This is a genomic window from Amycolatopsis roodepoortensis, from assembly GCF_024628825.1.
GTDB classification, from domain to species: Bacteria; Actinomycetota; Actinomycetes; order Mycobacteriales; family Pseudonocardiaceae; genus Amycolatopsis; species Amycolatopsis roodepoortensis.
The window spans coordinates 2,494,886-2,519,601 of the sequence record NZ_CP102415.1 but is presented as its reverse complement, the minus strand read 5'-3'; the positions used below and the strand labels follow the sequence as shown (position 1 = coordinate 2,519,601).

26 protein-coding genes, 1 tRNA gene and 1 pseudogene are annotated in these 24,716 nt (G+C 68.6%); 15 read left to right on the top strand and 13 right to left on the bottom strand.

Going from position 1 to position 24,716, the window contains the following annotated elements:
* Positions 1-58: 58 nt before the first annotated feature.
* Positions 59-1,327, top strand: coding sequence for an SON protein (locus NQK81_RS11710; RefSeq protein ID WP_257488193.1), 1,269 nt, complete (start codon positions 59-61; stop codon positions 1,325-1,327).
* A 74-nt stretch (positions 1,328-1,401) separates the two neighbouring features.
* On the opposite strand, the gene argG is transcribed toward NQK81_RS11710, so the two are convergent.
* Positions 1,402-2,850: an argininosuccinate synthase gene (gene argG / locus NQK81_RS11705; protein ID WP_126729391.1), complete on the bottom strand. Its 1,449-nt coding sequence runs from the start codon at positions 2,848-2,850 to the stop codon at positions 1,402-1,404.
* Between the two features lie 312 nt (positions 2,851-3,162).
* Between argG and NQK81_RS11700 the strand changes: the two genes are divergently transcribed.
* Both NQK81_RS11700 and NQK81_RS11695 read left to right on the top strand, forming a co-directional pair.
* Positions 3,163-4,719 (top strand): molybdopterin-dependent oxidoreductase, encoded by a 1,557-nt coding sequence (locus tag NQK81_RS11700; RefSeq protein WP_257488192.1) that lies wholly within the window; start codon positions 3,163-3,165, stop codon positions 4,717-4,719.
* Between the two features lie 88 nt (positions 4,720-4,807).
* On the top strand, positions 4,808-5,485 hold the full coding sequence (locus NQK81_RS11695; RefSeq protein WP_072028175.1) for a fasciclin domain-containing protein: 678 nt from the start codon (positions 4,808-4,810) through the stop codon (positions 5,483-5,485).
* Positions 5,486-5,544: 59 nt separating this feature from the next.
* Here the strand turns inward: NQK81_RS11695 and NQK81_RS11690 are convergent, their stop codons facing one another.
* From NQK81_RS11690 to NQK81_RS11665, 6 genes are all read right to left on the bottom strand, one after another.
* On the bottom strand, positions 5,545-5,850 hold the full coding sequence (locus tag NQK81_RS11690; protein ID WP_126729389.1) for a hypothetical protein: 306 nt from the start codon (positions 5,848-5,850) through the stop codon (positions 5,545-5,547).
* Positions 5,847-6,248, bottom strand: a complete 402-nt coding sequence (locus tag NQK81_RS11685) for an Asp23/Gls24 family envelope stress response protein (protein WP_126729388.1) — start codon at positions 6,246-6,248, stop codon at positions 5,847-5,849. The genes NQK81_RS11690 and NQK81_RS11685 overlap by 4 nt, the downstream gene beginning before the upstream one ends.
* Positions 6,238-6,804 carry an Asp23/Gls24 family envelope stress response protein gene (locus NQK81_RS11680; protein WP_257488191.1) on the bottom strand — a complete coding sequence of 189 codons (567 nt, stop codon included), beginning with the start codon at positions 6,802-6,804 and terminating at the stop codon, positions 6,238-6,240. Before NQK81_RS11680 ends, NQK81_RS11685 begins: the two co-directional genes overlap by 11 nt.
* Positions 6,795-7,376 carry an RNA polymerase sigma factor gene (locus NQK81_RS11675; RefSeq protein WP_257488190.1) on the bottom strand — a complete coding sequence of 194 codons (582 nt, stop codon included), beginning with the start codon at positions 7,374-7,376 and terminating at the stop codon, positions 6,795-6,797. The genes NQK81_RS11680 and NQK81_RS11675 overlap by 10 nt, the downstream gene beginning before the upstream one ends.
* A 140-nt stretch (positions 7,377-7,516) precedes the next feature.
* On the bottom strand, positions 7,517-8,680 hold the full coding sequence (locus NQK81_RS11670; RefSeq protein ID WP_257488189.1) for an FAD-dependent monooxygenase: 1,164 nt from the start codon (positions 8,678-8,680) through the stop codon (positions 7,517-7,519).
* Between the two features lie 58 nt (positions 8,681-8,738).
* Entirely contained in the window at positions 8,739-9,884 is a 1,146-nt protein-coding gene (locus NQK81_RS11665; RefSeq protein ID WP_257488188.1) for a CaiB/BaiF CoA transferase family protein, read from the bottom strand.
* Between the two features lie 137 nt (positions 9,885-10,021).
* Between NQK81_RS11665 and NQK81_RS11660 the strand changes: the two genes are divergently transcribed.
* Positions 10,022-10,840, top strand: coding sequence for an NAD(P)H-binding protein (locus tag NQK81_RS11660; protein ID WP_257488187.1), 819 nt, complete (start codon positions 10,022-10,024; stop codon positions 10,838-10,840).
* Between the two features lie 10 nt (positions 10,841-10,850).
* Here the strand turns inward: NQK81_RS11660 and NQK81_RS11655 are convergent, their stop codons facing one another.
* Complete coding sequence (locus NQK81_RS11655) at positions 10,851-11,366, bottom strand: DUF5994 family protein (RefSeq protein ID WP_257488186.1); 516 nt, start codon at positions 11,364-11,366, stop codon at positions 10,851-10,853.
* Positions 11,367-11,440: 74 nt separating this feature from the next.
* Here NQK81_RS11655 and NQK81_RS11650 point away from each other — a divergent pair, with 74 nt between their 5' ends.
* The 7 genes from NQK81_RS11650 (at position 11,441) to NQK81_RS11620 (ending at position 16,966) form a co-directional block, all read left to right on the top strand.
* Positions 11,441-12,589 (top strand): N(5)-(carboxyethyl)ornithine synthase, encoded by a 1,149-nt coding sequence (locus NQK81_RS11650; protein ID WP_257488185.1) that lies wholly within the window; start codon positions 11,441-11,443, stop codon positions 12,587-12,589.
* 73 nt (positions 12,590-12,662) lie between these two features.
* Positions 12,663-12,923, top strand: coding sequence for a hypothetical protein (locus NQK81_RS11645; protein WP_257488184.1), 261 nt, complete (start codon positions 12,663-12,665; stop codon positions 12,921-12,923).
* Between the two features lie 9 nt (positions 12,924-12,932).
* A complete protein-coding gene (locus NQK81_RS11640; protein ID WP_257488183.1) occupies positions 12,933-14,324 on the top strand; it encodes a sensor histidine kinase in 1,392 nt (463 codons plus the stop codon).
* Positions 14,321-14,983 carry a response regulator transcription factor gene (locus NQK81_RS11635; protein ID WP_257488182.1) on the top strand — a complete coding sequence of 221 codons (663 nt, stop codon included), beginning with the start codon at positions 14,321-14,323 and terminating at the stop codon, positions 14,981-14,983. Before NQK81_RS11640 ends, NQK81_RS11635 begins: the two co-directional genes overlap by 4 nt.
* A 60-nt stretch (positions 14,984-15,043) precedes the next feature.
* Positions 15,044-15,628: a DUF4956 domain-containing protein gene (locus tag NQK81_RS11630; RefSeq protein WP_257488181.1), complete on the top strand. Its 585-nt coding sequence runs from the start codon at positions 15,044-15,046 to the stop codon at positions 15,626-15,628.
* 29 nt (positions 15,629-15,657) lie between these two features.
* A complete protein-coding gene (locus tag NQK81_RS11625) occupies positions 15,658-16,389 on the top strand; it encodes a polyphosphate polymerase domain-containing protein (protein ID WP_257488180.1) in 732 nt (243 codons plus the stop codon).
* Between the two features lie 55 nt (positions 16,390-16,444).
* Positions 16,445-16,966, top strand: coding sequence for a hypothetical protein (locus NQK81_RS11620; protein ID WP_257488179.1), 522 nt, complete (start codon positions 16,445-16,447; stop codon positions 16,964-16,966).
* A gap of 25 nt (positions 16,967-16,991) precedes the next feature.
* Here the strand turns inward: NQK81_RS11620 and NQK81_RS11615 are convergent, their stop codons facing one another.
* On the bottom strand, positions 16,992-17,141 hold the full coding sequence (locus NQK81_RS11615) for a hypothetical protein (RefSeq protein WP_257488178.1): 150 nt from the start codon (positions 17,139-17,141) through the stop codon (positions 16,992-16,994).
* A 222-nt stretch (positions 17,142-17,363) separates the two neighbouring features.
* On the opposite strand from NQK81_RS11615, the gene NQK81_RS11610 reads away from it, so the two are divergent.
* From NQK81_RS11610 to NQK81_RS45365, 4 genes and pseudogenes are all read left to right on the top strand, one after another.
* Positions 17,364-17,440, top strand: a tRNA-Ile gene (locus NQK81_RS11610).
* Between the two features lie 891 nt (positions 17,441-18,331).
* Positions 18,332-18,799: a hypothetical protein gene (locus tag NQK81_RS11605; protein ID WP_257488177.1), complete on the top strand. Its 468-nt coding sequence runs from the start codon at positions 18,332-18,334 to the stop codon at positions 18,797-18,799.
* 339 nt (positions 18,800-19,138) lie between these two features.
* Positions 19,139-19,741: an SMI1/KNR4 family protein gene (locus NQK81_RS11600; protein ID WP_257488176.1), complete on the top strand. Its 603-nt coding sequence runs from the start codon at positions 19,139-19,141 to the stop codon at positions 19,739-19,741.
* A 49-nt stretch (positions 19,742-19,790) separates the two neighbouring features.
* Positions 19,791-20,135: pseudogene (locus tag NQK81_RS45365) on the top strand (SMI1/KNR4 family protein); the annotation flags it as partial.
* 211 nt (positions 20,136-20,346) lie between these two features.
* On the opposite strand, the gene NQK81_RS11595 reads toward NQK81_RS45365, so the two are convergent.
* From NQK81_RS11595 to NQK81_RS11580, 4 genes are read right to left on the bottom strand one after another with little or no spacing between them, the layout of a single operon-like run.
* Positions 20,347-21,708: a flavin monoamine oxidase family protein gene (locus tag NQK81_RS11595; RefSeq protein ID WP_257488175.1), complete on the bottom strand. Its 1,362-nt coding sequence runs from the start codon at positions 21,706-21,708 to the stop codon at positions 20,347-20,349.
* The gene (locus tag NQK81_RS11590; protein ID WP_257488174.1) at positions 21,705-22,748 is read right to left on the bottom strand and encodes an alpha/beta hydrolase; all 1,044 of its coding nucleotides are present in this window, start codon (positions 22,746-22,748) and stop codon (positions 21,705-21,707) included. The genes NQK81_RS11595 and NQK81_RS11590 overlap by 4 nt, the downstream gene beginning before the upstream one ends.
* Positions 22,745-24,265, bottom strand: a complete 1,521-nt coding sequence (locus NQK81_RS11585; protein ID WP_257488173.1) for a flavin-containing monooxygenase — start codon at positions 24,263-24,265, stop codon at positions 22,745-22,747. The genes NQK81_RS11590 and NQK81_RS11585 overlap by 4 nt, the downstream gene beginning before the upstream one ends.
* Positions 24,262-24,642, bottom strand: a complete 381-nt coding sequence (locus NQK81_RS11580; RefSeq protein ID WP_192744892.1) for a hotdog domain-containing protein — start codon at positions 24,640-24,642, stop codon at positions 24,262-24,264. The genes NQK81_RS11585 and NQK81_RS11580 overlap by 4 nt, the downstream gene beginning before the upstream one ends.
* Positions 24,643-24,716 lie beyond the last annotated feature (74 nt).

The window sequence follows — 24,716 nt, the reverse complement described above, 5'->3', positions numbered from 1 at the left end:
TTTTCATCATCGCTCCCTAGCGTGAGGTCGTCCGGTGAAAACAGTGATGGAGGGCGACGTGGAGCAAACATTCCCACCCGGAGGCGCGCAGTGGCCGCCGCCGCAGGGCTGGGTCCCGCAACCGGTACCGGGGCCGCCCGCCCGGAAACCCCGGTGGCTGCTGTTCGGCGGGATCGCCGGACTGGTGCTGGTGCTCCTCGCGGGTCTGACGACCTGGCTCCTGTGGCCGTCGAAAGGGGACCGCGAACCCTTCGAGCAGGCGCTCGCCGGGCTTGCCTCGGCGCCCGCCGTCCGGAACAGCACCTCCGGGGTCGGCGGGATGATCAAGACCGACGTCAAGACCACCGCGCACGGCGAGACGTCCGGCACGATGTCCTTCCGGGGCAAGAAGATCGACATCCTGGTCGTCGGCGGCAAGGTCTACTTCAAGGCGCCGGACGGCATGCTGCCCGGGTCGATGGCGGACACGGGCGGGACCGACGAGCTCAAGGACCGGTGGATCACCGGCGAGGACGCGCTGTTCGGCCCGGCTGTGCAGCAGTTCGAATCCCCGGAGAAACTCGCCGCCCGGCTGCGCGCGGCGCTGGACAGGGCGGACGAGATCCCCGCGGATCAGAACGAGACCGTCCGGGACGTTCCGGCGCTCAAGGCGAGCACGCCGGCGGGTGACCTGTACGTCTCGAAGGAGGCGCCGCACCGCCTTCTCCGCTACTCCCTGAAAATGCCCGGCGGGATACCGTCCATGCCCGGCTCGGAGTCACAGCCGCCGATGCCGTCCGGCGCCGGCCTCGGTGAGTCCGATGTGGACGCCTTGTCCCCGCAGGAGACCGACGCCGTCTACGAAGACCTGACGACGAACACCAAGAAGCTGTCCGGTGCCGTCGACACCAGTGTGCGGTTCGACATGAACGGCGCGGCCACGGTCGCGTGCAGCTCGTCGGGCTGCACGGTGACGGCGAACGTGTCCAACTCCGCCTCGGCCAGCAGCGGCGGGAAGGTCAGCGGCCAGGTCAACGCCACGATGACCGCGAACGTGACCATCGGTGGCCGCCCGGCGGGCAGTTGCCGGGAAACCGCCAGCCTGCCGTTGAACGGCTCGGCTTCGATCACCTGTGTCAACGGCGGGGCCGGGAGTGTCTTCTCGTCCGTCGAAGCGGAGAAGAAGGCGGATGCCGAAGCGCGGTCGCGTGCCTCCGGCGGCGTTCCGGTCCAGTACCGGATCGAGAGCATCGCGTCGGTCGCCGTGCTGGCCGAAGCGATCGGGCAGGTCGAGATCACCCGTCTGGTCGACGAGCTGACGGAACGGCGGTCGAAGCTCGGCGGCTGACCGGATACAGAACAGCGCCGGGCGAACGGCTTCGATGCCGCGCGCCCGGCGCTTTCGCGTCCCGTTCGTCCGGGTCAGTCCGTGCCGGATTCGATCGCGGCGTGGTCCAGCAGTTCGTCCTCGGCCGAAGCCTTGCCGCGCGAGGCGATCGCCTGCGCGCCGCCCGCGTCCATGGCCCCGATCAGACCGGTCGACGCGGCCTGCGCGGCGCCGATCAGCGTCGGGTGCCCGCCGCCGACCATGCCGAGCCCGGCGTACTGCTCCAGCTTGGCGCGCGAGTCCGCGATGTCGAGGTTCCGCATGGTGAGCTGGCCGATCCGGTCCACCGGGCCGAACGCCGAGTCCTCGGTGCGCTCCATGGACAGCTTGTCCGGGTGGTAGCTGAAGAACGGACCGGTGGTGTCGAGGATCGAGTAGTCCTCGCCGCGCCGCAGCCGCAGGGTGACCTCGCCGGTGACGGCCGCGCCGACCCACCGCTGCAGCGATTCGCGCAGCATCATCGCCTGCGGGTCCAGCCAGCGGCCTTCGTACATGAGCCTGCCGAGGCGGCGGCCTTCGTTGTGGTAGCTGGCGAGGGTGTCCTCGTTGTGGATCGCGTTGACGAGCCGCTCGTACGCCGCGTGCAGCAGCGCCATCCCCGGCGCCTCGTAGATACCGCGGCTCTTGGCCTCGATGATCCGGTTCTCGATCTGGTCGGACATGCCGAGCCCGTGCCGTCCGCCGATGGCGTTGGCCTCCAGGACCAGGTCGACCGCGGTGGCGAACTCCTTGCCGTTGATCGTCACCGGGCGGCCCTGCTCGAAGCCGATCGTGACGTCCTCCGGCGCGATCTCGACCTCGGGGTCCCAGAACCGGACGCCCATGATCGGGTTCACGATCTCGATACCGGTGTCGAGGTGCTCCAGCGACTTGGCCTCGTGCGTCGCGCCCCAGATGTTCGCGTCGGTGGAGTAGGCCTTCTCGGTGCTGTCCCGGTACGGCAGGTCGTGGGCCTGCAGCCACTCGGACATCTCCTTGCGACCGCCGAGTTCGCTGACGAACGCGGCGTCCAGCCACGGCTTGTAGATCCGCAGGGACGGGTTCGCGAGCAGGCCGTAGCGGTAGAACCGCTCGATGTCGTTGCCCTTGAAGGTGGACCCGTCGCCCCAGATCTGGACGTCGTCCTCGAGCATCGCGCGCACCAGCAGGGTGCCGGTGACCGCGCGGCCGAGCGGGGTCGTGTTGAAGTAGGTGCGGCCGCCGTTGCGGATGTGGAAGGCGCCGCAGGCCAGCGCGGCGAGACCTTCCTCGACCAGCGCGGCCTTGCAGTCGACGGCGCGCGCGATCTCGGCGCCGTAGGCCTTCGCCCGGCCCGGGACCGACGCGATGTCGGGTTCGTCGTATTGGCCGATGTCAGCGGTGTAGGTGCACGGCACCGCACCCTTCTCGCGCATCCACGCGACCGCTACGGAGGTGTCGAGGCCGCCGGAGAAGGCGATCCCGACGCGTTCGCCGACAGGCAGAGAGGTGAGTACCTTGGACATGATGGAAGTATATGCATAGGTGTGTATGACCATGCAAGCCGGGGTGAGCAGGGCAACTCGGGTGGGTGGCGTAACTCGCGTGATTGCCGGCGTAACTCGCGTGATCAGAGGCGTAACTCGCGAGTTACGGCTTCAAGCACGCGAGTGACGTCCCTGATCACGCGAGTTACGCGTTCGGGGCCGTGTCCCTTTCGTGACCTGTCCGCGAAGGGATCCGCCACGAATACTGGGCGAGGCCCTGTGTGAAACCGTCCTTTTCCTTGCGGTAAAAGGAAAACCAGTCCGCAGGCCGGGCGGCGTCGAATACCTGGCATGAAGACTTCGCGGACCGACCGGGAACCACGCCTCCCGCTCTTCGGGGCGGCGCTGATCGGTGTCGTGGCCCTCGCCGCGGCGCTGGCGGCCGGTCATCTGGTGGCCGGGTTCATCAGCGCCAACGCCTCGCCGTACCTCGCGGTCGGCAACGGGGCGATCGATCTGACGCCGGTGGAGCTGAAGGATTTCGCGGTCCGGACGTTCGGCGTCTACGACAAGCTCGTGCTGCTCGGCGGGATGGCCGTCGTGATGGTGCTGGCCGCGGCCGTGGCGGGTATCGCCTCGCGCCGGTCACCCGTTCCGGGGGTCGTGCTGATCGCCGCCTTCGGGCTGCTGGGCGGGCTCGCCGTGTCGCAGCGCCCCGACCTTACGACCGTCGCGCTGCTCGCCCCGCTGGCCAGCCTGATCACCGGGGTCGGCGTGTTCCTCTGGTTGCATCGCCTGGCCTCGGTCAAGCCCCAGGTCGAAGCCTCGGGCGCCGCGCCGTCACGCAGGTCGGTGCTGCTGGCCGGAGCCGGTGCCGTCGTCGCCGCGGGTGCGGCGGGGGCCGGAGGACAACTTCTCGCCGGCACTCGGGACGCGGAGTCTTCCCGGATCGCTATCGGACGGCTCGTTCCCGCCAAACCGGCGCCACCGGTCCCGGCCGACGCGGATTTCGCCAAACTGGGCACGCCGACGTTCCTCACCTCGAACCGCGACTTCTACCGCGTCGACACGGCGCTGTCGGTACCGCAGGTTCGGGCCGAGGACTGGAGCCTGCGTCTGCACGGCATGGTGCGCAACGAAAAGCGGTACACCTACGACGACATCCGCAACCGTCCGCTGATCGAGCGCACCATCACCATGACCTGCGTGTCCAACGAGGTGGGCGGCACCTATGTGTCCACGGCGAACTTCATCGGCGTCGACCTCGGAGATCTGCTGCGGGAGGCCGAAGTCCTGCCCGGTGCCGAGCAGATCTTCTCGACCAGCACCGACGGCTGGACGGCGGGCAGCCCGGTCGTCGCCGCGCTCGACCCGGAACGCGGTGCGATGCTGGCGATCGGGATGAACGGCGAACCGCTCCCGGTCGAACACGGCTTTCCCGCGCGAATGGTGATCCCCGGTCTCTACGGCTACGTTTCGGCGACGAAATGGGTCAAGGACCTGGAGATCACCACCTGGAAAGCGCGCCGCGCGTACTGGCTCGACCGCGGCTGGGGTGAACAGGCCCCGATCAAAACGCAGTCCAGGATCGACAGTCCGAAAGGGTTCGAAACGGTACCCGCGGGCAAGGTCCGGATCTCGGGCGTGGCGTGGGCACAGCACACCGGCGTCGAGCGGGTCGAAGTCCGCCTCGGCGGGAGCGGGAACTGGCAGCCCGCAATGCTTTCCCGAGAGGTCAACGTCGACACCTGGCGGATGTGGTGGACCGAATTCGACGTCCCGCCCGGCAGCCACCAGGTCACCGTCCGGGCTGTCGACAAATCCGGCTACATCCAGACCGACGCCCGCGCCGGAACCGTTCCGGACGGTGCGACGGGCTGGCATGTCATCAGTTTCACCGCACGGTGATCGGCGTCACTCGAAAGAGTGGCAATCCGATTTCGCAGTAGATCCGAATACCCGGCAAGAGTCCGAAAAACAAATGGAGTGATTTTCCGTGAGCAAGCTTCGCGTCGCAGGAATCGGTTTCACCGCGGTCACCGCGCTGGCACTGGCCGCCTGCAGCAGCAATGACAGCGCTTCGTCCGGCAGCTCCAGCAGCGCCCCCGCGCCCGCCCCGTCCTCGTCGATGTCGGCCCCGATGTCCAGCGCCGCTTCCGGTGACGGGGTCACCACCAACGCCGACGTGTTCGGTCCGGCCTGTTCGCAGCTGCCGCAGGGCAGTGCTCCCGGTTCGCTCGACTCGATGGGCCCGCAGCCGGTGGCCAGCGCCGCGTCGACCAACCCGCTGCTGACCAAGCTGGTCGCCGCGGTGAAGGCCACCAACCTGGTCGACACCCTCAACAGCCAGCAGGCCATCACCGTGTTCGCCCCGGCGGACCCGGCCTTCCAGGCCCTGGGTGACGCCAAGTTCAACGAACTCGCCGGCAAGCCCGACCAGCTGGCCCCGATCCTGCAGTACCACGTCGTCGGCAAGCGTTACGACGCCAAGGGCCTGGAGTCCGCCAAGTCCGTGGAGAGCCTGAACACCGCGGGCGGACCGGTCAAGATCGAGGGTTCCGGCGAGAACATGACCGTCAACGGCGCCAAGGTCCTGTGCGGCAACATCCCCACCAAGAACGCCACCGTCTTCGTCATCGACAAGGTGCTGACGCCGGGCACCAACAAGAACTAGGTCCCCACACCATGATCGCGGTGGCCACGCTCCCGGGCGTGGCCACCGCGATCTTCGTGTCAGGGAACGAGCGCGGCGGCGTCGACGTCGGTCACGACGATCCGCAGGCTCGCGTTCTCCCACGGGGTTCCGGTGAGCACCGCGCGCAAGGCGGCCCCGGCGACCTCCGTGAGCGGCGGGATCGGCACCTCAAGCGCGACCACGCGGATCTCGACGACGTTCTCGGAGATGTCGACGGCCATCACGTCGAGGTCCCACGGCACCGCCGAGGCGGCGGCGGTGGTCGACGGTGTGGCCGCGCGCAGCCCCGGCACCTCGCGCAGCGTGCTCAGCAGGGACGCGGTCAGTTCGGATCGTGCGGTCACAACAGTCCTCCACGGATTTCGATGTCCAAAATGGACACCGAGACGGCCGACGGGGTGAGCCCGGTCGCCTCGGTGACCGCCTTGCCGACGGCACGCTGCACCGCCTGTGCCGTCGCCGCGGCCTGGTCCAGCCCGGAGAGGGAGAGGTCGATCTCCACCCGGACGTCCGGCGGATCGTGCTCGACGAACGCGCGGACCCCTTCCGTCGGCGCCGGTTCGAGGCCTTTGATCCGCTGCCGGGCGATCCGGGTCAGCGAACCGGCCAGGCCGCGCAGCCCGGGTTCCAGGCGGACCACGCCGGGGACCCGGGCCGCGGCGTGCGCGGCGACGGCCGCGATCACCGGCGGGGAGATCACCGTTTCGGTCAGTGGCCTGGCCGGGGCCTGCTCACGCGTCATAGATGTCCTCCACCGTCAGATCCAGCCGGGCCAGCCGGAGACCCACCCTGGCGCCGGCCGCCGCCGTGACCCGTTCACGGACCAGTTCCAGCGAGTCGCCGTGGAAATCATGCGCGATCGCCAGGCTCAGCTCCACGTCCACGGCCAGCGCGTCGGTGTCTTCGCCCGACCGGTGGACCCGGCAGCGCCGCGCGCGGACACCGTCGACGGAGTCCGCGGCGAACCGCAGCACCGCCGCGACCGCCTGATCGCTCACCTGCACGTCGCCCGGTTCCGGGCTGGACAGCGGCACCAGGTCCCGGCGCCGCACCTCGGCGCGGATCGCGGACATGATCCGGCTGGTGAGATCCGGCGACGGCTCGGCGTCGTCTTCGGCCAGTTCCCTGGTCAGCCCGCGCAGCACCCGGAGGCTTTCGCGGGTCGCCCGGCAGTGCGGGCAGTCGAGTTCGTGCTGGTCCGCCCGGCCGGCGTCGACCTCGTCGAGCCGGTCCCAGATCTGTTCCACATCACGGCCGCACGGCAGCAGGTAGTCCCGGGTCGCGTGGTTCATCGCCATGGCGCCATCACCTCCGCCAACTGTGCTCGTGCTCGCGCGATGCGTCCGCGCACCGCGGTGGTGGTCGCCCCGATCGCCTTCGCGATCTCCTCGTAGGAGCGCCCGTGGACCTCGCGCAACAGCCAGCAGGCCCGTTGCTCGGCGGTCAGCTCGTCCAGCGCCCCGGTCAGCGCCGTCATCTGCGCGCTCGTCTCCGCCGCGCGCTCCGGCCGCCCCGCCGAACCGGCGGACTCCTGCTGGTCCAGCTCGACGTCGGCCACCGGCTTCCTAGCGCGGATCACGTTCAGGCACCGGTTGGTCGTCATCCGGTAGAGCCAGCCGACGAACGCCGCGTCCTCCTGCAACTGGCCGAGCCGCCGCCAGGCGACGAGGAACACCTCCTGGACGACGTCCTCGGCGTCCCCTTTGTTCCCGAGCATCCGCAGCGCCAGCCGGTACATCGGCCCCTGGAACCGCAGGACGAGCTGCTCGTACGCACGGATCTCGCCGTCGCGGGCGCGCGCGACCAACGTCGCGTCGTCCAGCACGGTCTCGCCGGCGGCGAGCGGTTCGGTTCTCGCCGAAGTCGTCATCGAGCGCACCTGTGCAGCGCCGTCATGCCGAAGCTCCCTTCACCTCACCAGCTAAGACACGGCTTCCCCGGAAACGTCACGCGGGAAACTTCGTCCAGCCGACCACGGCACCGCGGATGGCGCACGCCGAGACCGTGTGATCAGTCCAGCCGGGCGAGGGCGGGGTACTCGTCGAGGGTGATGTCGGTGGCCAGCCTGTCGGTCATCCACAGCATCGAGCGCAGCAGGAGCCGCCGCCGGAACATCTGGTCGCGCAGCTTGATCCGCAGGTTCGTCGGCGGCGCGAGGAACGGGCCGGCGTTGGCGTTGCGGGTCACCTTGGCGTAGCGGAGGAACTTCTCGTCGTACCGGCGGAAGGCGAGTCCGTGGTCGCCGTTGGCCGCGGCCAGCTCGCCCGCGATGACGTACGCCGCCACGACGGCGAGCCCGCTGCCGAAGCCGGCCAGGGTGTTGCCGTACGCCGCGTCGCCGAGGAGAGCGACACGTCCGGTGGAGTAGCCGTCCATCGTGACCCGGGCGATCGCGTCCAGGTAGACGTCGTCCGAACGCTTCACCATCTCCATCAGTTCGGGCAGCCGCCAGCCGCCGCCGTCGAACGCGGTGGTCAAGATCTCCTTCTGCTGCTCGAGGTCGTACCGGTCGTAGCGGAGCTCGGGGGAGGCGAACACGAAGAACGCGTTCGCCTTGGGCCCGCCGGTGGCCGCCATACGGCCGGGCTCGTTGTACATCACCGCGGGGCCGCCGTCGGTCTCGCCGGTCTCGACCAGCGCGTAGTAGTGGCCGAGGTGCTTCACGTAGCCGGCTTCCGGGCCGAACGCCAGCCGTCGCACGGTGGAGTGGATGCCGTCCGCGCCGAACACGAGGTCGAAGCGCCTCGGGGCACCGCGTTCGAAGGTGACGTCGACGCCGTCGGCCGACTCGGTCAGCGAAGCGATGGAATCGCCGAAGACGTACTCGCAGTCCCGTTCGGTCCGTTCATAGAGGATCCGGGCCAGGTCACCGCGCCGGATCTCGACGTCGCCGCCGGTGAACTCGCCGGGAAGGACGGCGAGCGGCCGTCCCTCGGCGTCGACGATGGTCTGGTCGAGCCCGCCGGTCTGGTGACGGCGGATCTCGTCGAGGACGCCCATCCGCTCCAGCACGAAGCGGTGGGTGGCGCCCTTGAAGTCGACCGCCTGGCCGCCGGCGCGGAGTTCCGGCGACCGCTCGACGACGGTGACCGCGTAACCCTGACGGGAGAGCCAGAAGGCGAGGGCGGGCCCGGCGATGCTGGCGCCGGAGATGAGGACTGTCCTGTTCGTCATGCCCGGAGCTTCGCGGCCGGGGTTGACGAAGCACTGACAGCCCGCTGACGGTTCCCCGTCAGCTCCAGCCGGGCAAAGGAAGGGTGAGTTGGCCGGGGACGTCCGGCGGCGCGGTCTCGTAGCGCGGCGGCGTCGCCGACAACCCGATCGGGTTGCGGGTCAGCCGCACCGAGGTGCCGTCGGGCCGCGGGAGATCGACCGTCGGGCTCAGCCCCAGCCGCTCGGCCAGCGCGAACGCGCCCGCGACGTCGTTGACCTCCCCGGCGGGCACCCCGGCCGCGCTCAGCTCCGCCGCCCATTCGGCCGCCGGACGCTTGCCGAAGTGGTCTTCGAGCAGCGCGCGGAGTTCGGCCCGGTGCGCGACGCGCGCCGGATTGGTCGCGAACCTGGTGTCGTCCGCGAGCTCCGGCAGCCCGATGACCTCGCACAACGCCGCGAACTGCCGGTCGTTGCCGACCGCGAGCGCGAGTTCGTGATCGGCGCAGGGCACGAGTTCGTAGGGCGCGATACTGGGATGCCGGTTCCCCATCCGCGCCGGGACGGTCCCGCCGGAGGTGTAGGCGCTGCCCTGGTTGACCAGCGCCGCGAGCAGGCTCGACAGCAGGTCGATCTCGACCCGCTGTCCCTCCCCGGTCCGGTCGCGATGGCGCAGGGCGGCGAGGATGCCGACGCTCGCGAACAGCCCGGCCAGGACGTCGACGAGCGCGACGCCCACCTTCTGCGGCTCGCCCGCCGGGTCGCCGGTGATGCTCATCAGCCCGCCGACGGCCTGGATGAGCAGGTCGTAACCGGGCAGCGCGGCGCCGCCGCCGGAGCCGAAACCCGTGATGGAGCAAAGGACGAGACCGGGATTCGCCGCCAGCAGGACCTCCGGGCCGAGCCCGAGCCGCTCCATCACGCCGGGCCGGAAGTTCTCGACCACGACGTCGGCCTCCAGGGCGAGCGCGCGGGCCTGGGCGAGGTGGTCCGGATCGCCGAGGTCCAGCGCCACACTCGTCTTGTTCCGGTTCACCGACTGGAAGTACGTCGCCTGACCGGCGGCGTCGTAGGGCGGACCCCAGCTGCGGGTGTCGTCGCCGGTGCCCGGCCGCTCGACCTTGATCACCGTGGCGCCGAGGTCGGCCAGCAGCATCGTGGCGAACGGGCCGGCGAGCACCCGCGAGAAGTCGAGGACGCGTAGCGGGCCGAGTGCGGTTTCGGGCATGGGCCCGACCCTAAGCGGACGCTCCCGCCCGCGAAGTTGTGATCGCGCTCACGAACCCATTACTTTCCTCTAGGTACCTACTATCTCCAGGAAGGTAGCTTCGGTTGCGTCAACGAAACGCGAACCGAGGAGTGATCATGATCGTGGTGACCGGAGCGACCGGGAACGTCGGACGGCTGCTGGTGGAAAACCTTGTCGCCGCGGGAGAAGAAGTGACGGCGGTGTCGCGCCGGATCTCGCCGTCGGACGTGCCGGACGGCGTGCGGACCGTGCAGGCCGATCTCGCCCGGACCGAAGGACTGAAGGAGGTCTTCGCCGGAGCGGACCGGGTTTTCCTTCTGACGTCGGGAGAATTCATGGCCGCGGGCGGCGATGTCGCGGAGGTCGTCGCGGCCGCCGGTGACGCCGGGATCGTGCTCCTGTCGTCCCAGGGGGTCGGGACCGGGCGGCACGCGCCCGCGTTCGAGGAGGCGGTCAAGGCGGCGAGTCCGAAGTGGACAGTGCTGCGGCCGGGCGGCTTCGCGTCGAACGCCTTCCAGTGGGTGCAGGCGATCCGGGCCGATCGGGTCGTCGCCGCGCCGTTCGGCGACGTCGCGCTGCCCGTCATCGACCCGGCGGACATCGCCGACGTCGCGGCGGCCGTGCTGACCGAACCCGGCCACCACGGCCGGACCTACGTGCTCACCGGACCCGAGCCCATCTCGCCCCGGCGGCAGGCGGCGGATCTCGGCGACGCGCTCGGCGAGCCGCTGCGGTTCACCGAACTGAGCGAAGACGAGGCGCGCGCCGCGATGTCGGAGTTCATGCCGCCGGTGGTCGTGGAGGCCACGCTTTCGATCCTCGGCAAGCCGACCGAAGACGAAGCGCGGGTGAGCCCCGACGTCGAGAAGGTGCTCGGGCGGCCGGGGCGCACCTTCGCCGACTGGGCGGCGCGGAACGCGGCGGCGTTCAAATGACGCTTTGCCGTCATTCGCCGGTGAGCAGCGCCTCGATGTCGTCGACGTTGTCCCGGTGCGCCGCGGTCATCAACAGGTGGTGCGCGAGGCCCGGCTCGGTCTCCGGCGGCACGACCAGCAGCGTCAGCCGCCGCCTGCCCGCGGTGCCGATCACCGTCACGGTGTCGGCGTGCTGCGAGTGGAACCCTTCGAGCCGGACCTTCCCGCTCTCGACGACGAGCCGGCGGGGAGCGGACGGCCAGGCCGTGAGGTTGTAGGTCACGCGCTCGACGTGTTCCAGCTGGACGGCCAGCACCACCAGCAGGAACGGTAGTTCCGCGGCGAGATCACGGGAGGCGGGCCACCACGCGCCGTCGACGTGACCGGTGGCGGCCGCTTTGGGCTTCAGGCGCAGGCGGGCGACATGTTTCGGAGGGGCAACGGTGTTCCTGTGCGAGACCGCGAGACCGTCGTCATGGCGGTGCTCCGTCCCGGGCCGAGCGGCCGGATGGGGCCGAGGACGACGCTGGCTCGAACGCCTGCGCACGAGATGCTCTCGGACACCCCGAGTCTACGCCTGGACCCTGAGTTTAGACTGAAGGTCTATTTAAGGGGCCCCAAGTGGACCAGCTCACTCTCGGCGTCATTTCCCGCTCGCGCAAAGAAAACGAGTGGCGGCTTCCGATCCACCCAAGACATGTCGAGCGGATCGAAGCCGGACTGCGGAAGAACATCTTTCTCGAAACCGGCTACGGCGAACGCTTCGGCGTCCCGGACGAGGAACTCGCACCTCTCGTCGGCGGGATGCGTTCCCGTGAGCGGCTGATCGCGGACTGCGACGTCGTTCTCCTCGCCAAACCGCTCGCGGAAGACCTGGCCGAACTCCGGCCGGGGCAGGTCCTGTGGGGCTGGCCGCACTGCGTCCAGGACGACAAGCTCACCCAGCTGGCCATCGACCGGAAGCTGACCCTCATCGCTTTCGAAGCGATGAACCATTGGCGCGGCGACGGTTCCTTCGGTCTGCACGTCTTCCACAAGAACAACGAACTGGCGGGCTATTGCTCGGTGCTGCACGCGCTTCAGCTGATCGGCTCGACGGGCGACTACGGCCGTCGTCTCCGCGCGGTCGTGATCGGCTTCGGCGCGACCGCGCGCGGTTCGGTGACGGCGTTGAACGCGCACGGGATCCACGACGTGCACGTCCTCACCCATCGCGGCGTCACCGCGGTCGGTTCGCCGATCCATTCGGCGAACATCGTGCATCTCGACCACGAAGTGCACAGCACGGGCGATCTCCGCCGCAGTCACGCGATCACCGAGCACGGCCGCGTCCCGGTGGCCGAATTCCTCGCCGGGCACGACATCGTCGTCAACTGCGTACTGCAGGACACCAACGCCCCGTTGACGTTCCTCGTCGAGGAAGACCTCGCCGCGTTCAAGCCGGGAAGCCTGATCGTGGACGTTTCGTGCGACGAGGAGATGGGGTTCAGCTGGGCGAAGCCGACGACCTTCACCGAGCCGACCTTCCCGGTCGACGGAATCACCTACTACGCCGTCGACCACAGCCCGTCCTATCTGTGGGATTCGGCGACCTGGGAGATCAGCGGCGCCCTGCTGCCGCATCTGAAGCAGGTCCTCGGAGGGCCGTCCGCCTGGGCCGCCGACGAAACCCTCGATCGGGCGATCGAGATCAGCGAAGGCACGATCCGGAACCCCGACATCCTGGCCTTCCAGCACCGCGCGCCGGAGTATCCGCACGCGCACCGGTGAGGCGCGGGCTCGATGAGAAAGTTCTCATCGAGCCCTCATCGGTGACTCACCCGCGCCGGGCAGCCTGGGTGGTATGCGAGTCCGAATCATCGTCCTGGCCGGGGTCGCCGCCGTCGTGGTGGCGGCCGCCGGCACGTTCGCCGTCGTCGCGGCCACCGCGGCCTCGCCACCCGACCTCGGCCCGGCGGTGGTCGCCCCGGCAGGGAAGGCCGTCACCGGCCCGGGTGAAGCGGGGGCGCCGCCCGCCGTCGTCCCGCCCCGGCTGGCCGGGCACGACGACGACGTCGATGATGACCCTGATGACGCCGATGACCACTTCGACCTCGACGACTGAGCGGGCCAGGTGAGCGCCCGCGCCCGGATCCTCGCGTGGGTCCTGCTGGTCGTGCTGCTCGCGCTCGCCGGATCGCTGCTGGCCACCCGCACCGTCCTGCACAACCAGCTGGACCAGCGCCTCGACAACGAGATCGCCCACGAGACCGGCAAGCTCAGGGCCTTCCTCGCGTCGCCCGACGCCCGCCCGGCCGGGCAGCCCGCCACCGTCGAGGCGGTCCTCGGCCGTCACCTGGAACGGAACCTGCCCGAGAAGTACGAGACGTTCTTCTCGATCAGCGACGGTGCCGCGTCGAGGCGGAGCGCGATCGAGCCGCCGGTCCGGCTCGACACCGACCCGAAGTTCGTCGCCGAGCTGTCGCGGGCGACGAGCCCGGCGTACGGCACGGTCACCACCGCGGTCGGATCCGCGCGGTACGGCGTCGTCCCGGTGACCATCGAGGGCTCGCCGGGCCGCGGCGCGCTGGTGATCGTCGAGTTCGTCGACCACGCCGCAGGCGAGATCAACGACGTCGTCGGCGTGATGGCCGCGATGTCCGGGGCCGCGCTCGTGCTGGCCGGGCTGATCGGCTGGCTGGTCGCCGGCCGCATCCTCGCCCCGGTGCGGGAGGTCCGCCTGGCTGCCGAGCAGATCGGCGAGACCGATCTTTCGCGCCGGATCGAGGTCCGCGGCTCGGACGACGTAGCCGCGCTCGGGCGCACCTTCAACACGATGCTGGACCGGCTCGAAAGCGCCTTCGCCGGGCAACGCGAGTTCATCGACGACGCCGGGCACGAACTGCGCACGCCGATCACCATCGTCCGCGGCCATATCGAGCTGATGGGCGACGACCCCGGCGAGAACGCCGCCACCCGGCATCTGGTCCTCGACGAACTCGGGCGTATGCAACGGATCGTGGACGACCTGCTGGTCCTCGCGAAGTCCGGCAACCCGGATTTCCTCACCCCCGGTGAGACCGACCTCGCCGATCTCACCGTCGAAACCCTCGCCAAATCGCGGCCGCTGGCCGACCGCGTCTGGCGGCTCGACGCGGTCGCCGAGGTGAAGGTCCGCGCGGACGGCCAGCGGCTCGCGCAGGCGTTGCTGCAACTGGTCTCCAACGCCGTCCGGCACACCGCGCCCGGCCAGGAGATCGCCCTCGGCTCCGAGGTGACCGCGACGACGGCCCGGCTCTGGGTCCGCGACACCGGCGAGGGAGTCCCGCCGGATTCGAGAAGCCGGATCTTCGAACGGTTCAAACGCGGCAGCAACTCGAGCGGCGACGACGGCGCCGGGCTCGGCCTGGCGATCGTCGCCGCGATCGCCGAAGCGCACGGCGGTCGTGTCCTGCTCGACACCGCGCCCGGCGAAGGCGCGCGGTTCACCATCGAGATCCCCGTCGCGGAAGGTGCGGACCGGTGACCAGTGTGCTGGTGGTGGAGGATTCCGCCCGGATCGGCGCGTTCGTGGAGAAGGGCCTGCGGGCACAGGGTTTCGCGACCCGCTGGGTCAAGACCGGCTCCGAAGGGCTGACCGAGGCGCTGACCGGCGCGCACGACCTGGTCGTCCTCGACCTCGGCCTGCCGGATCTCGACGGCTCGGATCTGCTGCGGGCCCTGCGGGCGGCGGGCCGGACGGTGCCGGTGATCATCCTGACCGCGCGGGACAGCGTCGTCGACCGGGTCGCCGGGCTGTCCGGCGGCGCCGACGACTATCTGGCCAAACCGTTCGCTTTCGAGGAACTGCTGGCCCGGATCCGGTTGCGGCTGAGGGGAAATCCCGAAGCCGAGCCGGCGGTGCTGCGTGCCGGGGAACTCTCGCTCGACCTGCGAACGAGGAAGGTTTCGGTGGCGGGGGAGGAGAAGGACCTCACCGCTCGCGAGTTCGCGCTGCTGGAGACGTTGCTGCGCAACCGTGGCCAGGTGCTGTCACGGGAGCAGCTGCTCGGCGGCGTCTGGGGCTTCGACTTCGACCCCGGGTCGAACGTGGTGGACGTCTACATCCGGTACCTGCGCGGGAAGATCGGCGCCGAGCGGATCGAAACCGTGCGGGGCATGGGGTACCGGCTCGGTGAGTCCTGATGAGACGGTTCTCATCCGGCTCTCACGGCGGTCTCTTCTTGTGCCGTCACAGTGGTTTTCATGACCACGACACTGCTTCATCTCGCCGTCGACCTCGTCGCCGCCGTGATCCTCGCCTACGGTATCTACGCTCGTCGCCACCACCGCGGTGACCTCGCCTGCGCCTACCTCGCGCTGAACGTCGGCGTCTGTGTTTCGGTCGCGGTGCTGCTTTCCGTGTCGACCGCGAGCGCGCTGGGGCTGGGTCTCTTCGGCGTGCTGTCGATCATCCGGCTGCGGTCCGATTCGATCAGCCAGCAGGAGGTCGCGTACTATTTCGTCGCGCTGGTGCTGGGGCTGGTGAACGGCCTGCCGTCCGCGGACTGGCGGATCGTCGCGGTCTTCAACGTCCTGCTGCTCGGCGTCATGTACGTCGCGGACCACCCGTCGCGCACCCGCGGCCCGCAGCGGCGCACGGTCGTGCTCGACACCGTGTATCCCGACGAACAGACGATGCTGATGGAACTGCGCGCGCGGCTCGGTGGCACGGTCGTGCGGCACAGTGTGTCCGAAGTGGACTATGTCCGCGAGGTGACCGTCGTGGACGTCCGGTTCCGCCCGGACGCCGCCGCGGTCGTCCACGGCGCCCCGGCAGGGCACCGGTGAGCGGGCGCGGGACGGCCACCGTCGCGGCGGTGGCGAAAGGACTTCCATCGCTGTCGCTGGCCGAAGTCGTCGCCACGAGCGGGCTGATGAGCCGAACGGACCGCAAGTACGTCCTGCCGCTCAACGACTTCCTGTCCGTCGCCGAGGTGCTGTCGCCGCGCTGCCTGGAGATCGACGGGCAACGCGTGTTCGGCTACTCGTCGACGTATTTCGACACGCCGGATCTCGCGATCTACCGGGCGCACCGGCAGGACCGGCGGCGCCGGTTCAAGATCCGCACCCGGACCTACACCGACTCGGCCGACACCTACTGCGAGCTCAAGGTCAGCGGGAAGCGCGACGAGACGGTCAAGGTGCGCCGCCCGCACCCGGCCGAGGCGGCGGACGGCCTGACCGCGCCCGCCCTGACGTTCCTCGACGACGCGCTCACCGCCGCCTACGGCCGCCCGGCACCACGGCCGCTGACTCCCGTGCTGGTCACCGACTATCGGCGGACCACCCTCGTCACCGCCGACGCGCGGATCACCTGCGACACGTCGCTGGTGTGGCGTTCGGGCTCGCGGAGCCTTGCCGCCGGAGGCGATCTGGTGCTGATGGAGGTGAAGTCGGCTTCCGAGCGCAACAGCGTCACCGAGGCGCTGGCGAAACTGCGGATCCGGGAGCAGTCGGTGAGCAAATACTGCGCGGGCCTGGTGGCGCTGGGGCTGGCCAGCGGTGGAAACCGGTGGCGGCCGGCGCTGCGGCGGCTCGGCGTGGCGTAACGATCGCGGCACGGGCGCCGACCCTTGCTTTCGGGTTCCGAGCGAGGGAGAACGAATGAGGATCAGGGAGAAGGCCGCGCTCGCCGCGGCGGGGCTGGCCGTCGCCGCGGCCGGGGGCACCGTGTTCGCCGGGACTTCCGGCGCTGTGGGCCCGTCGCCGTCGCCGAGCGTGCAGGCCGCGGAGACGTCGTGCGTGACCGACGGCGCCGGGACGTGCACCGTGCAGCACGCGCTGGGCGCGGTCCCGGCGGTGGTGGTGGTCTCGGCGAACACGCCGGGACAGTTCAACGCGTACATGCTGAACACGGTGCAGGGTTCGTACACGGCGACCACGTTCCAGGTGCGGGCGATGTTCGACCAGACCACGCCGAAGGCGGGCGGGGCGATCTGGTTCAGCTTCGCGGCTTATGGCGGCGCGCCGGTGGGGACTCCGACGCCTACGCCGACCTCGCCGAAGCCGCCATTGACGACACCGACCACGACTCCAACACGGCCGACCAGCGCGACACCAACACCGACCACGACGCTTCCTGAGACCACCACCACGCCGGGTGGCGGCTCGGGCCTGGGCGGCTGACCGTCCACAAAGGACCAGTTATTGGCTATCGCGGCGGCCGGTCGCCCAGCTCGTCGGCGAGGATCGCGTCGACACGGACACCGGCTCGCCGCAGTACCCGGATGCTCGCCCTCAGTGACACGACGGCGCCAAGGACGGCCATGACACCGAGCCCGATGGCGACCGGATTCGCCACGAGCGCCTCCCTGCCCGCCGGGCCCGGGCGGCGCGCCGCCCGGCGTTGGTCCCTGAAACCTAGACGAGACGGCCTGGCCCGGCGCCGGAAAGCAGCTGATCGGCCTAGGCGATCGTGGCAGGTGAGCGCTGTGATAACTTGGAGCGAACTGGGACTTCTGTGCGTTCGCAAACCCGCTGATCGGGCTGGGACGGCTCCCGCGGAGGTGTCAGGGCACCGTTGGGGCCGGTAGCTCAGTTGGTTAGAGCAGGGGACTCATAATCCCTTGGCCGTCGGTTCGAGCCCGACCCGGCCCACCACATCGATATCGCTGCCGACCTGCGGGGATGTTGGCCTTTCGGCGGCAATTTCGCCTCGGCGTTAATCGCGATTGGGCTCCGTTATGTCTCCGTTTGTTCCGGTGTGCTCATAGGGGGAGCGCTCTGCAGAGCCAATTGGTGGCGTAGCAGTATTTCTGCTTCCTCGTCATCAGCTGCTGGCAAGAAGCCGCCACCCTCGGCGACGACTTCGGCCACGCCACAGGCCGCCGAGGTCCGGCAGCGCTTGCGCAAGCTCAGACAGCCCTCTGAACCGGACTACCTGCGACCTGAGCCCACATGACACACGAACTTCCGCAGGATGCGACCCGATGGCAGCGCCCATGTCGGCAACCCGCTGGTTAAGAGTCGGCACCTGGTCGTGTCGGATGGTGTCGAGTGATGCCGAACAAGACCTTTTCGTCTGGTCGCTGCACAGCGGCAGTTGTCGGGGTATGTCGCCTGGCGCCAGGCTGTTTCAGACCTCTCGGGCTCTTTCGGGCTCGCAGATGCCGGGTTCTGTCGCCTGGTCCAGCAGCTTTAGCCGCCTGCTTTGACGGGTGTGGACGATGACGGTGAGGGATCGCCGCGATCCGGTTGCGTCGGCCGTGAACACGACGGTTGGGACCGTAGTCGGCCTGGCATTCCTCTTCGGCTTCGGCAATGTGTTCGCCCTCGTCCTGCGAGCGCGGCAAGTCGAGCGAACAAGATCCTCCGCAAGGTCAAGATCGGTGGACAAGGCATCGGGTACAAGAGGCACCGGATCGCTCTGCACGCTCCTCACGCCGTGAACAGGCGGTATTCCAAGCGCACCAAGCCGCATGTGGGACGATGGCACATCCACACGGGTAAGAAGCGGACGGCCAGGCGGGTGTTCCGGGTCTGGAGGAAAATATGAGTGACCCGGTCGAGGTGATCGTTTTCCGCGACGAACTCGGCGAGTTCGCCGACATGGCACCAGATTTCGTCGCCCGGGTCGGTGTGCCTCCGACTTTCGAGTCGCTGACGTTGCAGTGGCCGGAAGCCGCTGGCATCGAGCAGAAGCGAAGGCTGCTGAGGTTCGTGGCCACCGCGACCGGCGAAGGCCGGTCGCGGGTGGCCAGGTCTCTGGGGAAGCTCGATGCGGACGGCGAAGCTGACGGGCTGACGTCGTTCTTAAGGGCGGTCGATGGCGATTCGTGGTGGCTCGGGGACGTGGCCATCAAATTCGACGCGGGGGACTCGACCGAGATGATCTGGTTTCCCGGCAGCGACGGTGTGTTCCTGTACATCGGGGCGGCAGCGAGCCTATTGGACTTCACCGTCGTCCCGGCAATCCATGAGATTGCCATCGTCCTCGACTGGCAGCTCACAGTGCAGTGACCGATCTGGCCCGGCTTAAGAAATCCTCTGGTGAGGCCGCCGCGTGTGCGTGGTGCCCTCACCAGAGGAGAACCCTTGACGGTCGGCCTGCCGATCACGGCCGGCGGCACGAACCGGCCGCGGGCTGCCACATCACCTCGCTGCTGCTCTGGACCATGGTCACCAATGGCGACTACCGCGCAGCCTCCCTGTTCACCGACGGCACCGGGCTGGCCACCGGCAGGCCCAGCTCGCCGCATGGCTACTCGTCGGCACCCTCGTCTCCATCCTCATCACCGACCGCCGCCGCTACCTTTCCTCCAAGAGCGTCCGGCTCCGCCGCACCCGCCCCTTGACAGCTTGACGGCAGATTCCGGCGTCCCGCTTGACGATATTGTGAAGGAGTTCGCCTTGCCTATCGCCGACCATCGCCGTGAAGTGGACAGAATCGCCGCCGCACTTGGTTGGGTCGGCTCCGTGGCTCCCGAAGTGGGCTGGGACGTCGTCGAGCGCCGCCTGAAAACGCCTCTCCCGGCTGATTACAGAGAATTCATGAACAGGTTCCCGTCGGGAATGTTCCGTCAAGTAATCAGGCTCATCAATCCGATGCAGAGTAACGACCATTTAGGGTCCTTTCAAGCTGACTTCGATCAGGCTCTGGCCAATGTGAAGACAGCCTGGGAGTACGAATACGAAACGTATCCACCGTTTCCGAAACCCGGCGGAGTCGTACCGTTCGCCTCCGACGACACAGGTGGCGCGTTCTTCTGGCTCCCCTGGACTCCCGACCCCGACAAATGGCACGTGGTGTACCTGAGTCGGCACAGTCCGGACTCATGGACGCGAACGAAGCGGACGATGACGGCAGTGATGCTCGAGCTCGCGAAGAGTAAAGGTGAGCGAAACATCCTTGGCTGGGACATGTCCCGGCATGAGCACTCATTCAACCCGTTGACCTTATAGGCTTGTGCGTTTCTGGACAGTTAGCGACCGCTCACGAACCAGGGGAACGATGGTCCGCGACGAAATCTCCTCGCGTGTCGACGAGATCGCCACGTTACTGGGCTGGCAGCGGCCGTTCATTCCCGAAAGGTCCTGGGCACTCGTCGAGCAGGATCTGGGCACAGCGCTGCCGTCGGACTACAAGATGCTGCTGACCCGGTTTCCAGGCGAGGTGTTCAGACGGATAGAGATCGACAGCCCGGTCGCTAACGAGAGAGCCTGGGCGAACTACAAGCACGCCCTCGAGGATTTCGAGTACCTCGACAAAGTCGACTACGCCCTGTATCCCGAACCTGGGGGCCTACTTCCGTGGGGATCCGACGGCCAAGGTGGAACCTTCTGCTGGATCACCGATTCCGGCGACCCCGACGGATGGAGGATCACGTACCACGACCAGAGTGCGGACGAACGGCGTGAGCATCCCGGGCCGGTCACCCAGCTCCTCTACGAGATCCTTACCGGCAGAGGAAAGGCCCGCTCGCGTACTTCGCGGGGGACAGGAGGTCGTGGTAGAGCCGGTCCACCTGACGGGCGGGAGTCTATGGGGAGGGCATGGGTTCCTTTCGTCAGTGTGCTGGGCGGGACAGGCTTGCGAGAACCTGCTTGGCGGCCCGTTCACCTGATGAGGCCGCGTCGGCGAGTGAAGGCATGTCGAGCTGGTAGTCACCTGCCAGGTAGATGGGGCCGAGGTGTTCGCGCAGGGTCGGCAAGGAGGCGCGTCCGCCTGGTGCCCAGAACGGCACGACACGGTGGTGGCGCCGGACGATCCCCTCGCCGAGCTTCCCCTCGAGTTCGGGGTAGAGCGAGAGAAGGTCCGCGGTGAACCGGGTGACGATCTCCTCGTCGGTGAGCTTGAAGAGGTCGTCGGCCACGGCGCCCCCGGCGAAGCAGGCGAGCGCACCGCCCGGCTTGCGTGGACCAGGACCGCGCAGGGCCGCGGCATGGTTGAACATCGCCTGGAACGACAGCTGGGGCGTCGACACGGCGATGTAGTCGTCCCACTGCTGCGGGCCTTCCTCACTGGTGAAGAAGCCCACCACCACGTACCGGCCGTAGTGGATGTCGTCGAACGCCGTCCGGTACTCGGCCGGGAGGCCTGGCAGGATCTTGATCGCGACATCGCTGGGAACGGCCACGATCGCGCGGCGGGCTCGGATACGCGCGGGTCCGTTCTCGTCGTGGTAGTCCACGACGACTCCGTCTTCTGTTCGCTCCACCGAATTCACCGGGGAGTTCAGCCGTAGCCGATCCCCGAGGTCGTCGGCCAGGATGTCGGTGAGGGTCTGGTTTCCCCCTTCCGGCAGGGAGAAATTGGGCACCTTCGCCGGGTCGGTCAGGAGGATGCCCATCGAGATGACGAACTGGGTCGCGGCGGTTTCCTCGGGTTCGCAGCCCATCCATTGCCCGGACCAGGACCGGACCATGTCCCGCGCGACGTCGGACTTGATCCCTCGGAGCACGTATGACGCGGAGAGGGCGTCGAGCTTCGCCCGCACTCGCTTCGCCAGGCGGTTGTCCGGGTTCAGCTGCAGGAAGGGTGCCGCCGCGAGGATGCGCGCGCCGACGGCCGCCAGAGCGACCCGGTCCCGCAAGGTCATCCGGGACCGGAACATCAGGGCGAACGGATTCGAGGTGTCGACCTGTTTTCCGTGGAGCGCGAGGGCCACCTTCTTGCCCGCCAACGTCCCCATGTGGACCCGGTGGCGTTCGAGGGCTTCGATCAGCGGGCCGGTGCCTTCGGTGAACTGGGTGCCGAGGTTGATCCAGTAGTCGCCCTGGCGGACCGACTCCACGCGTCCTCCGGCCCGGCCGCCGGCTTCGAGCACGACGACGTCCCGATCGGACAGTGTGGTCGCCGCCATCAACCCGGCGATACCGGCACCGACCACGACGACGTCCGCCGTGTGCTCGTGGCGGGATTCGGTCATGAGGTGCTCCGTTCAGGTGTCGACGTCAGCGCCGAGGAGATGGCCTGTACCAGCCGTCTCGTGGCCCTTTTGCTGCTCGGGCTGATCGCGGTGAAGGCGATGTAGCCGTGCACGAGTTCGGGTTCGTGGATCACCTCCGCCGGTACGCCGCTTTCCGCCAACGCGGCCGCGTAAGCGAGTCCGTCGTCGCGGAGCGGGTCGAATCCGGCGACGGCGACGATGGCACGGGGGAGACCCGCCAGGTCTCCGGCGAGCAAAGGGGAAACCCGAGGGTCGAGATGGTCGGTCCCATCGGGGAGGTAATGGTTCATGAACCAGGCGATCTGCTTGGCCGACAACGCGGGGGACCCCGCGAACTCGTGCTGGGAGGGCCGTCGTTCCGAGATGTCGGTGACCGGCTGGATGAGCGCCTGCATCATCGGCTGGACAGGAAGGCCGCGAAGCCGCTGGCAGAGCACGGCGGCGATGTTGCCTCCGGCGCTTTCACCGGCGACGACGATCCGGTGCGGGTCGGCTCCCCAGTCGGCGGCATGGTCGACGGCGTACCGCCACGCGGCGAGCGCGTCGTCGTGCGCCGCCGGGAACGAGTGCTCGGGCGCGAGCCGGTACTCGACGGACAGGACGTCGGCGCCCGTTCCCTTGGCGAGCATCCGCGCCGGCGCGGCGTAACTCGCGCGGCTCCCCAGCACGAATCCGCCGCCGTGGAAGAAAAGGAGCAAACCTCGGTTCGGGGTTCCGCAGCTGTAGCGGGTCGCCCGCAGCCCGTCGCCGAGATCCACGTCCTGCTCGACGGGACAAGGCGCGATCCGGTCGGCGAACAGCGCCGCGTCACGTTCGGTGACGTCCCGGGCGGCGGCCACCGGCAGGTCGCTGTAGTCGCCACCGGCTTCCGTGAGCTTCATCAGCAGGGCGATGTCGGGCGCCATCCGATCGCCGGCGCTGTTGACCGGTGGGCGTGCCAGCAGTTTGAGGAGCAGGGGAGGAGTGCGGCTCAGTGCGATGACGAGGGCCCGCTGGAGACGCCGGCGTGCCGCGGTCATGAGTCGGCCGCCGCGCCCGTGAGGTCGGCGGCGGGTGCCCGGACGGAGAACCGGATGTTCTCGTCGACGAGCCGCCCCTTGAAGAGCCGGTTGTCCTTGACGAAGGTCGTGTGCATTCGCCACGGCAATTCGGTGCCCTGGCGGGGAAGTTCGGGTTTGGCCCGTTGCATGTAGCCCGCGGTGAGGTCGAGGAGGTCCGCGGTGGCGAGTCCGTCCGGGACGACCGGGACCGCGATGTCGTACCCGTTCGCGTCCATGCGGCGGAGCACGTCGCCGACCAGGCGGCACACGTTGCTCAGCCGGAGCGTCCACGACGCCTTCGTGTAACCGAGCATCATGGCCCAGTTCGGTATGCCGGAGAAGAGGGCGCCACGATAAAGGAGGGTGTCGGACATCTTCACCGGGACACCGTCCACTGTGGGCTGGATACCGCCCAGCATCTGCATGACGAGGCCGGTCGCGGTGACGATGACGTCGGCCTCCAGTTCCTGGCCCGATTTCAGCAGGATGCCGTTCTCGGTGAAGCGGTCGATCCGGTCGGTGACCACGTCGGCGCCGCCCGCACGGAGTGCCTTGAAGAACTCTCCGTCCGGGGTGACGCAGAGACGCTCGTCCCACGGCGCGTACGGCGGGTTGAAATGCGTGTCCACGTCGATGTGCGGCGGAAGCTCCTTGAGCGTCCACTTGCGAAGCGCTTTCCGGCCGAAGTCGGGGAATTTGCGCAGCGTGGAGACGAGCAGGAAGTCGATCCAGATGTTCTTCAGCCGTGTGGCCGCGTAGCCGCGCTTGGCCCCGAGCAGCTTGGTGAGCTTGACGGCGATGTTGTCGAACCGCGGCTGGGAGGCGATGTAGCTGGGGGTGCGCTGCAGCATCGTCACGTGTGCCGCGGCGCCCTCGCCGGTCAGCATGGCCGGGAGCATGGTCACGGCGGTAGCGCCACTCCCGATGATCACGACGCGTTTGCCGCGGTGGTCGTAGTCCTCGGGCCAATGCTGGGGATGCAGGATGTCGCCCCGGAAATCTTCACGACCCTCGAAGTGGGGCGTGTATCCCTCGTCGTATCGGTAGTACCCGGTGGCGCTGAAGACGAAGCGGGTCTTGATCGTCTTCGTGCGTTCGGTTCCGGCGTCGTCGGTCGCGGTCACTTGAAGCGTCCAGCGCGCCTCGGCGCTCGACCAGTCCGCGGAGGTGACCCGGTGCCTGAGCCGCAGGAGGTCGTCGAGGCCGAACTCGCTCACCGTCTCGGCGAGGTATTCGCGGATCAGCGGCGCTTCGGCGATCGCGCTCCGATGCCGCCACGGCTTGAACTCGTAGGCGTAGGTGTGCAGGTCGGAGTCGGACCGGACACCCGGATAGCGGAACAGATCCCAGGTGCCGCCGATCGAGTCGCGGGACTCCAGCACGATGATCTTCTTGCCGGGGAAGTCGGTCCTCAGGTGCTGGGCCGCGCCGATACCCGAGATGCCGGCGCCGATGACGACGATGTCGGCCGCTTCCGGCACGTCTGGGTCCTTCATGCTGCACTTCCTTCTCGGTTGGCGGGGACGACGCCGGTCCCGCGGGCGCGGGTGGCGACGATGGGTTCGGCGAGGATTTCCGCTGCGCCCGTGCCGTCGACGGACCGGGCGATGACGCGCAGCTCGAAGTCGATCGTCCGGCTCCTGGTGCCTTTCGCCGCGAGCCGTGCCTCGACCTCGATGACGTCGCCGCCGCGCACCGGCGCCAGGAATTCCACGGACGAGTAGCCCGCGAAGAGACCCTCGTGGCCGTCCGTGACGATCGCGAGATGAGTTCCGGCGTCGCCGAACAGCGCCAGGCCGTACGCGCCGTCGACGAGATTTCCGGCGTAGTGAGCCTCGGAGTAGGCGACGTAGCGCTGGTGGATGACGTGCATCAGAACTCCTAGTAGGTCATCCGATTAAGTCAGGTGATCGAGTGTGTGACAACTTCGACCCCTCGTCAAGGGGC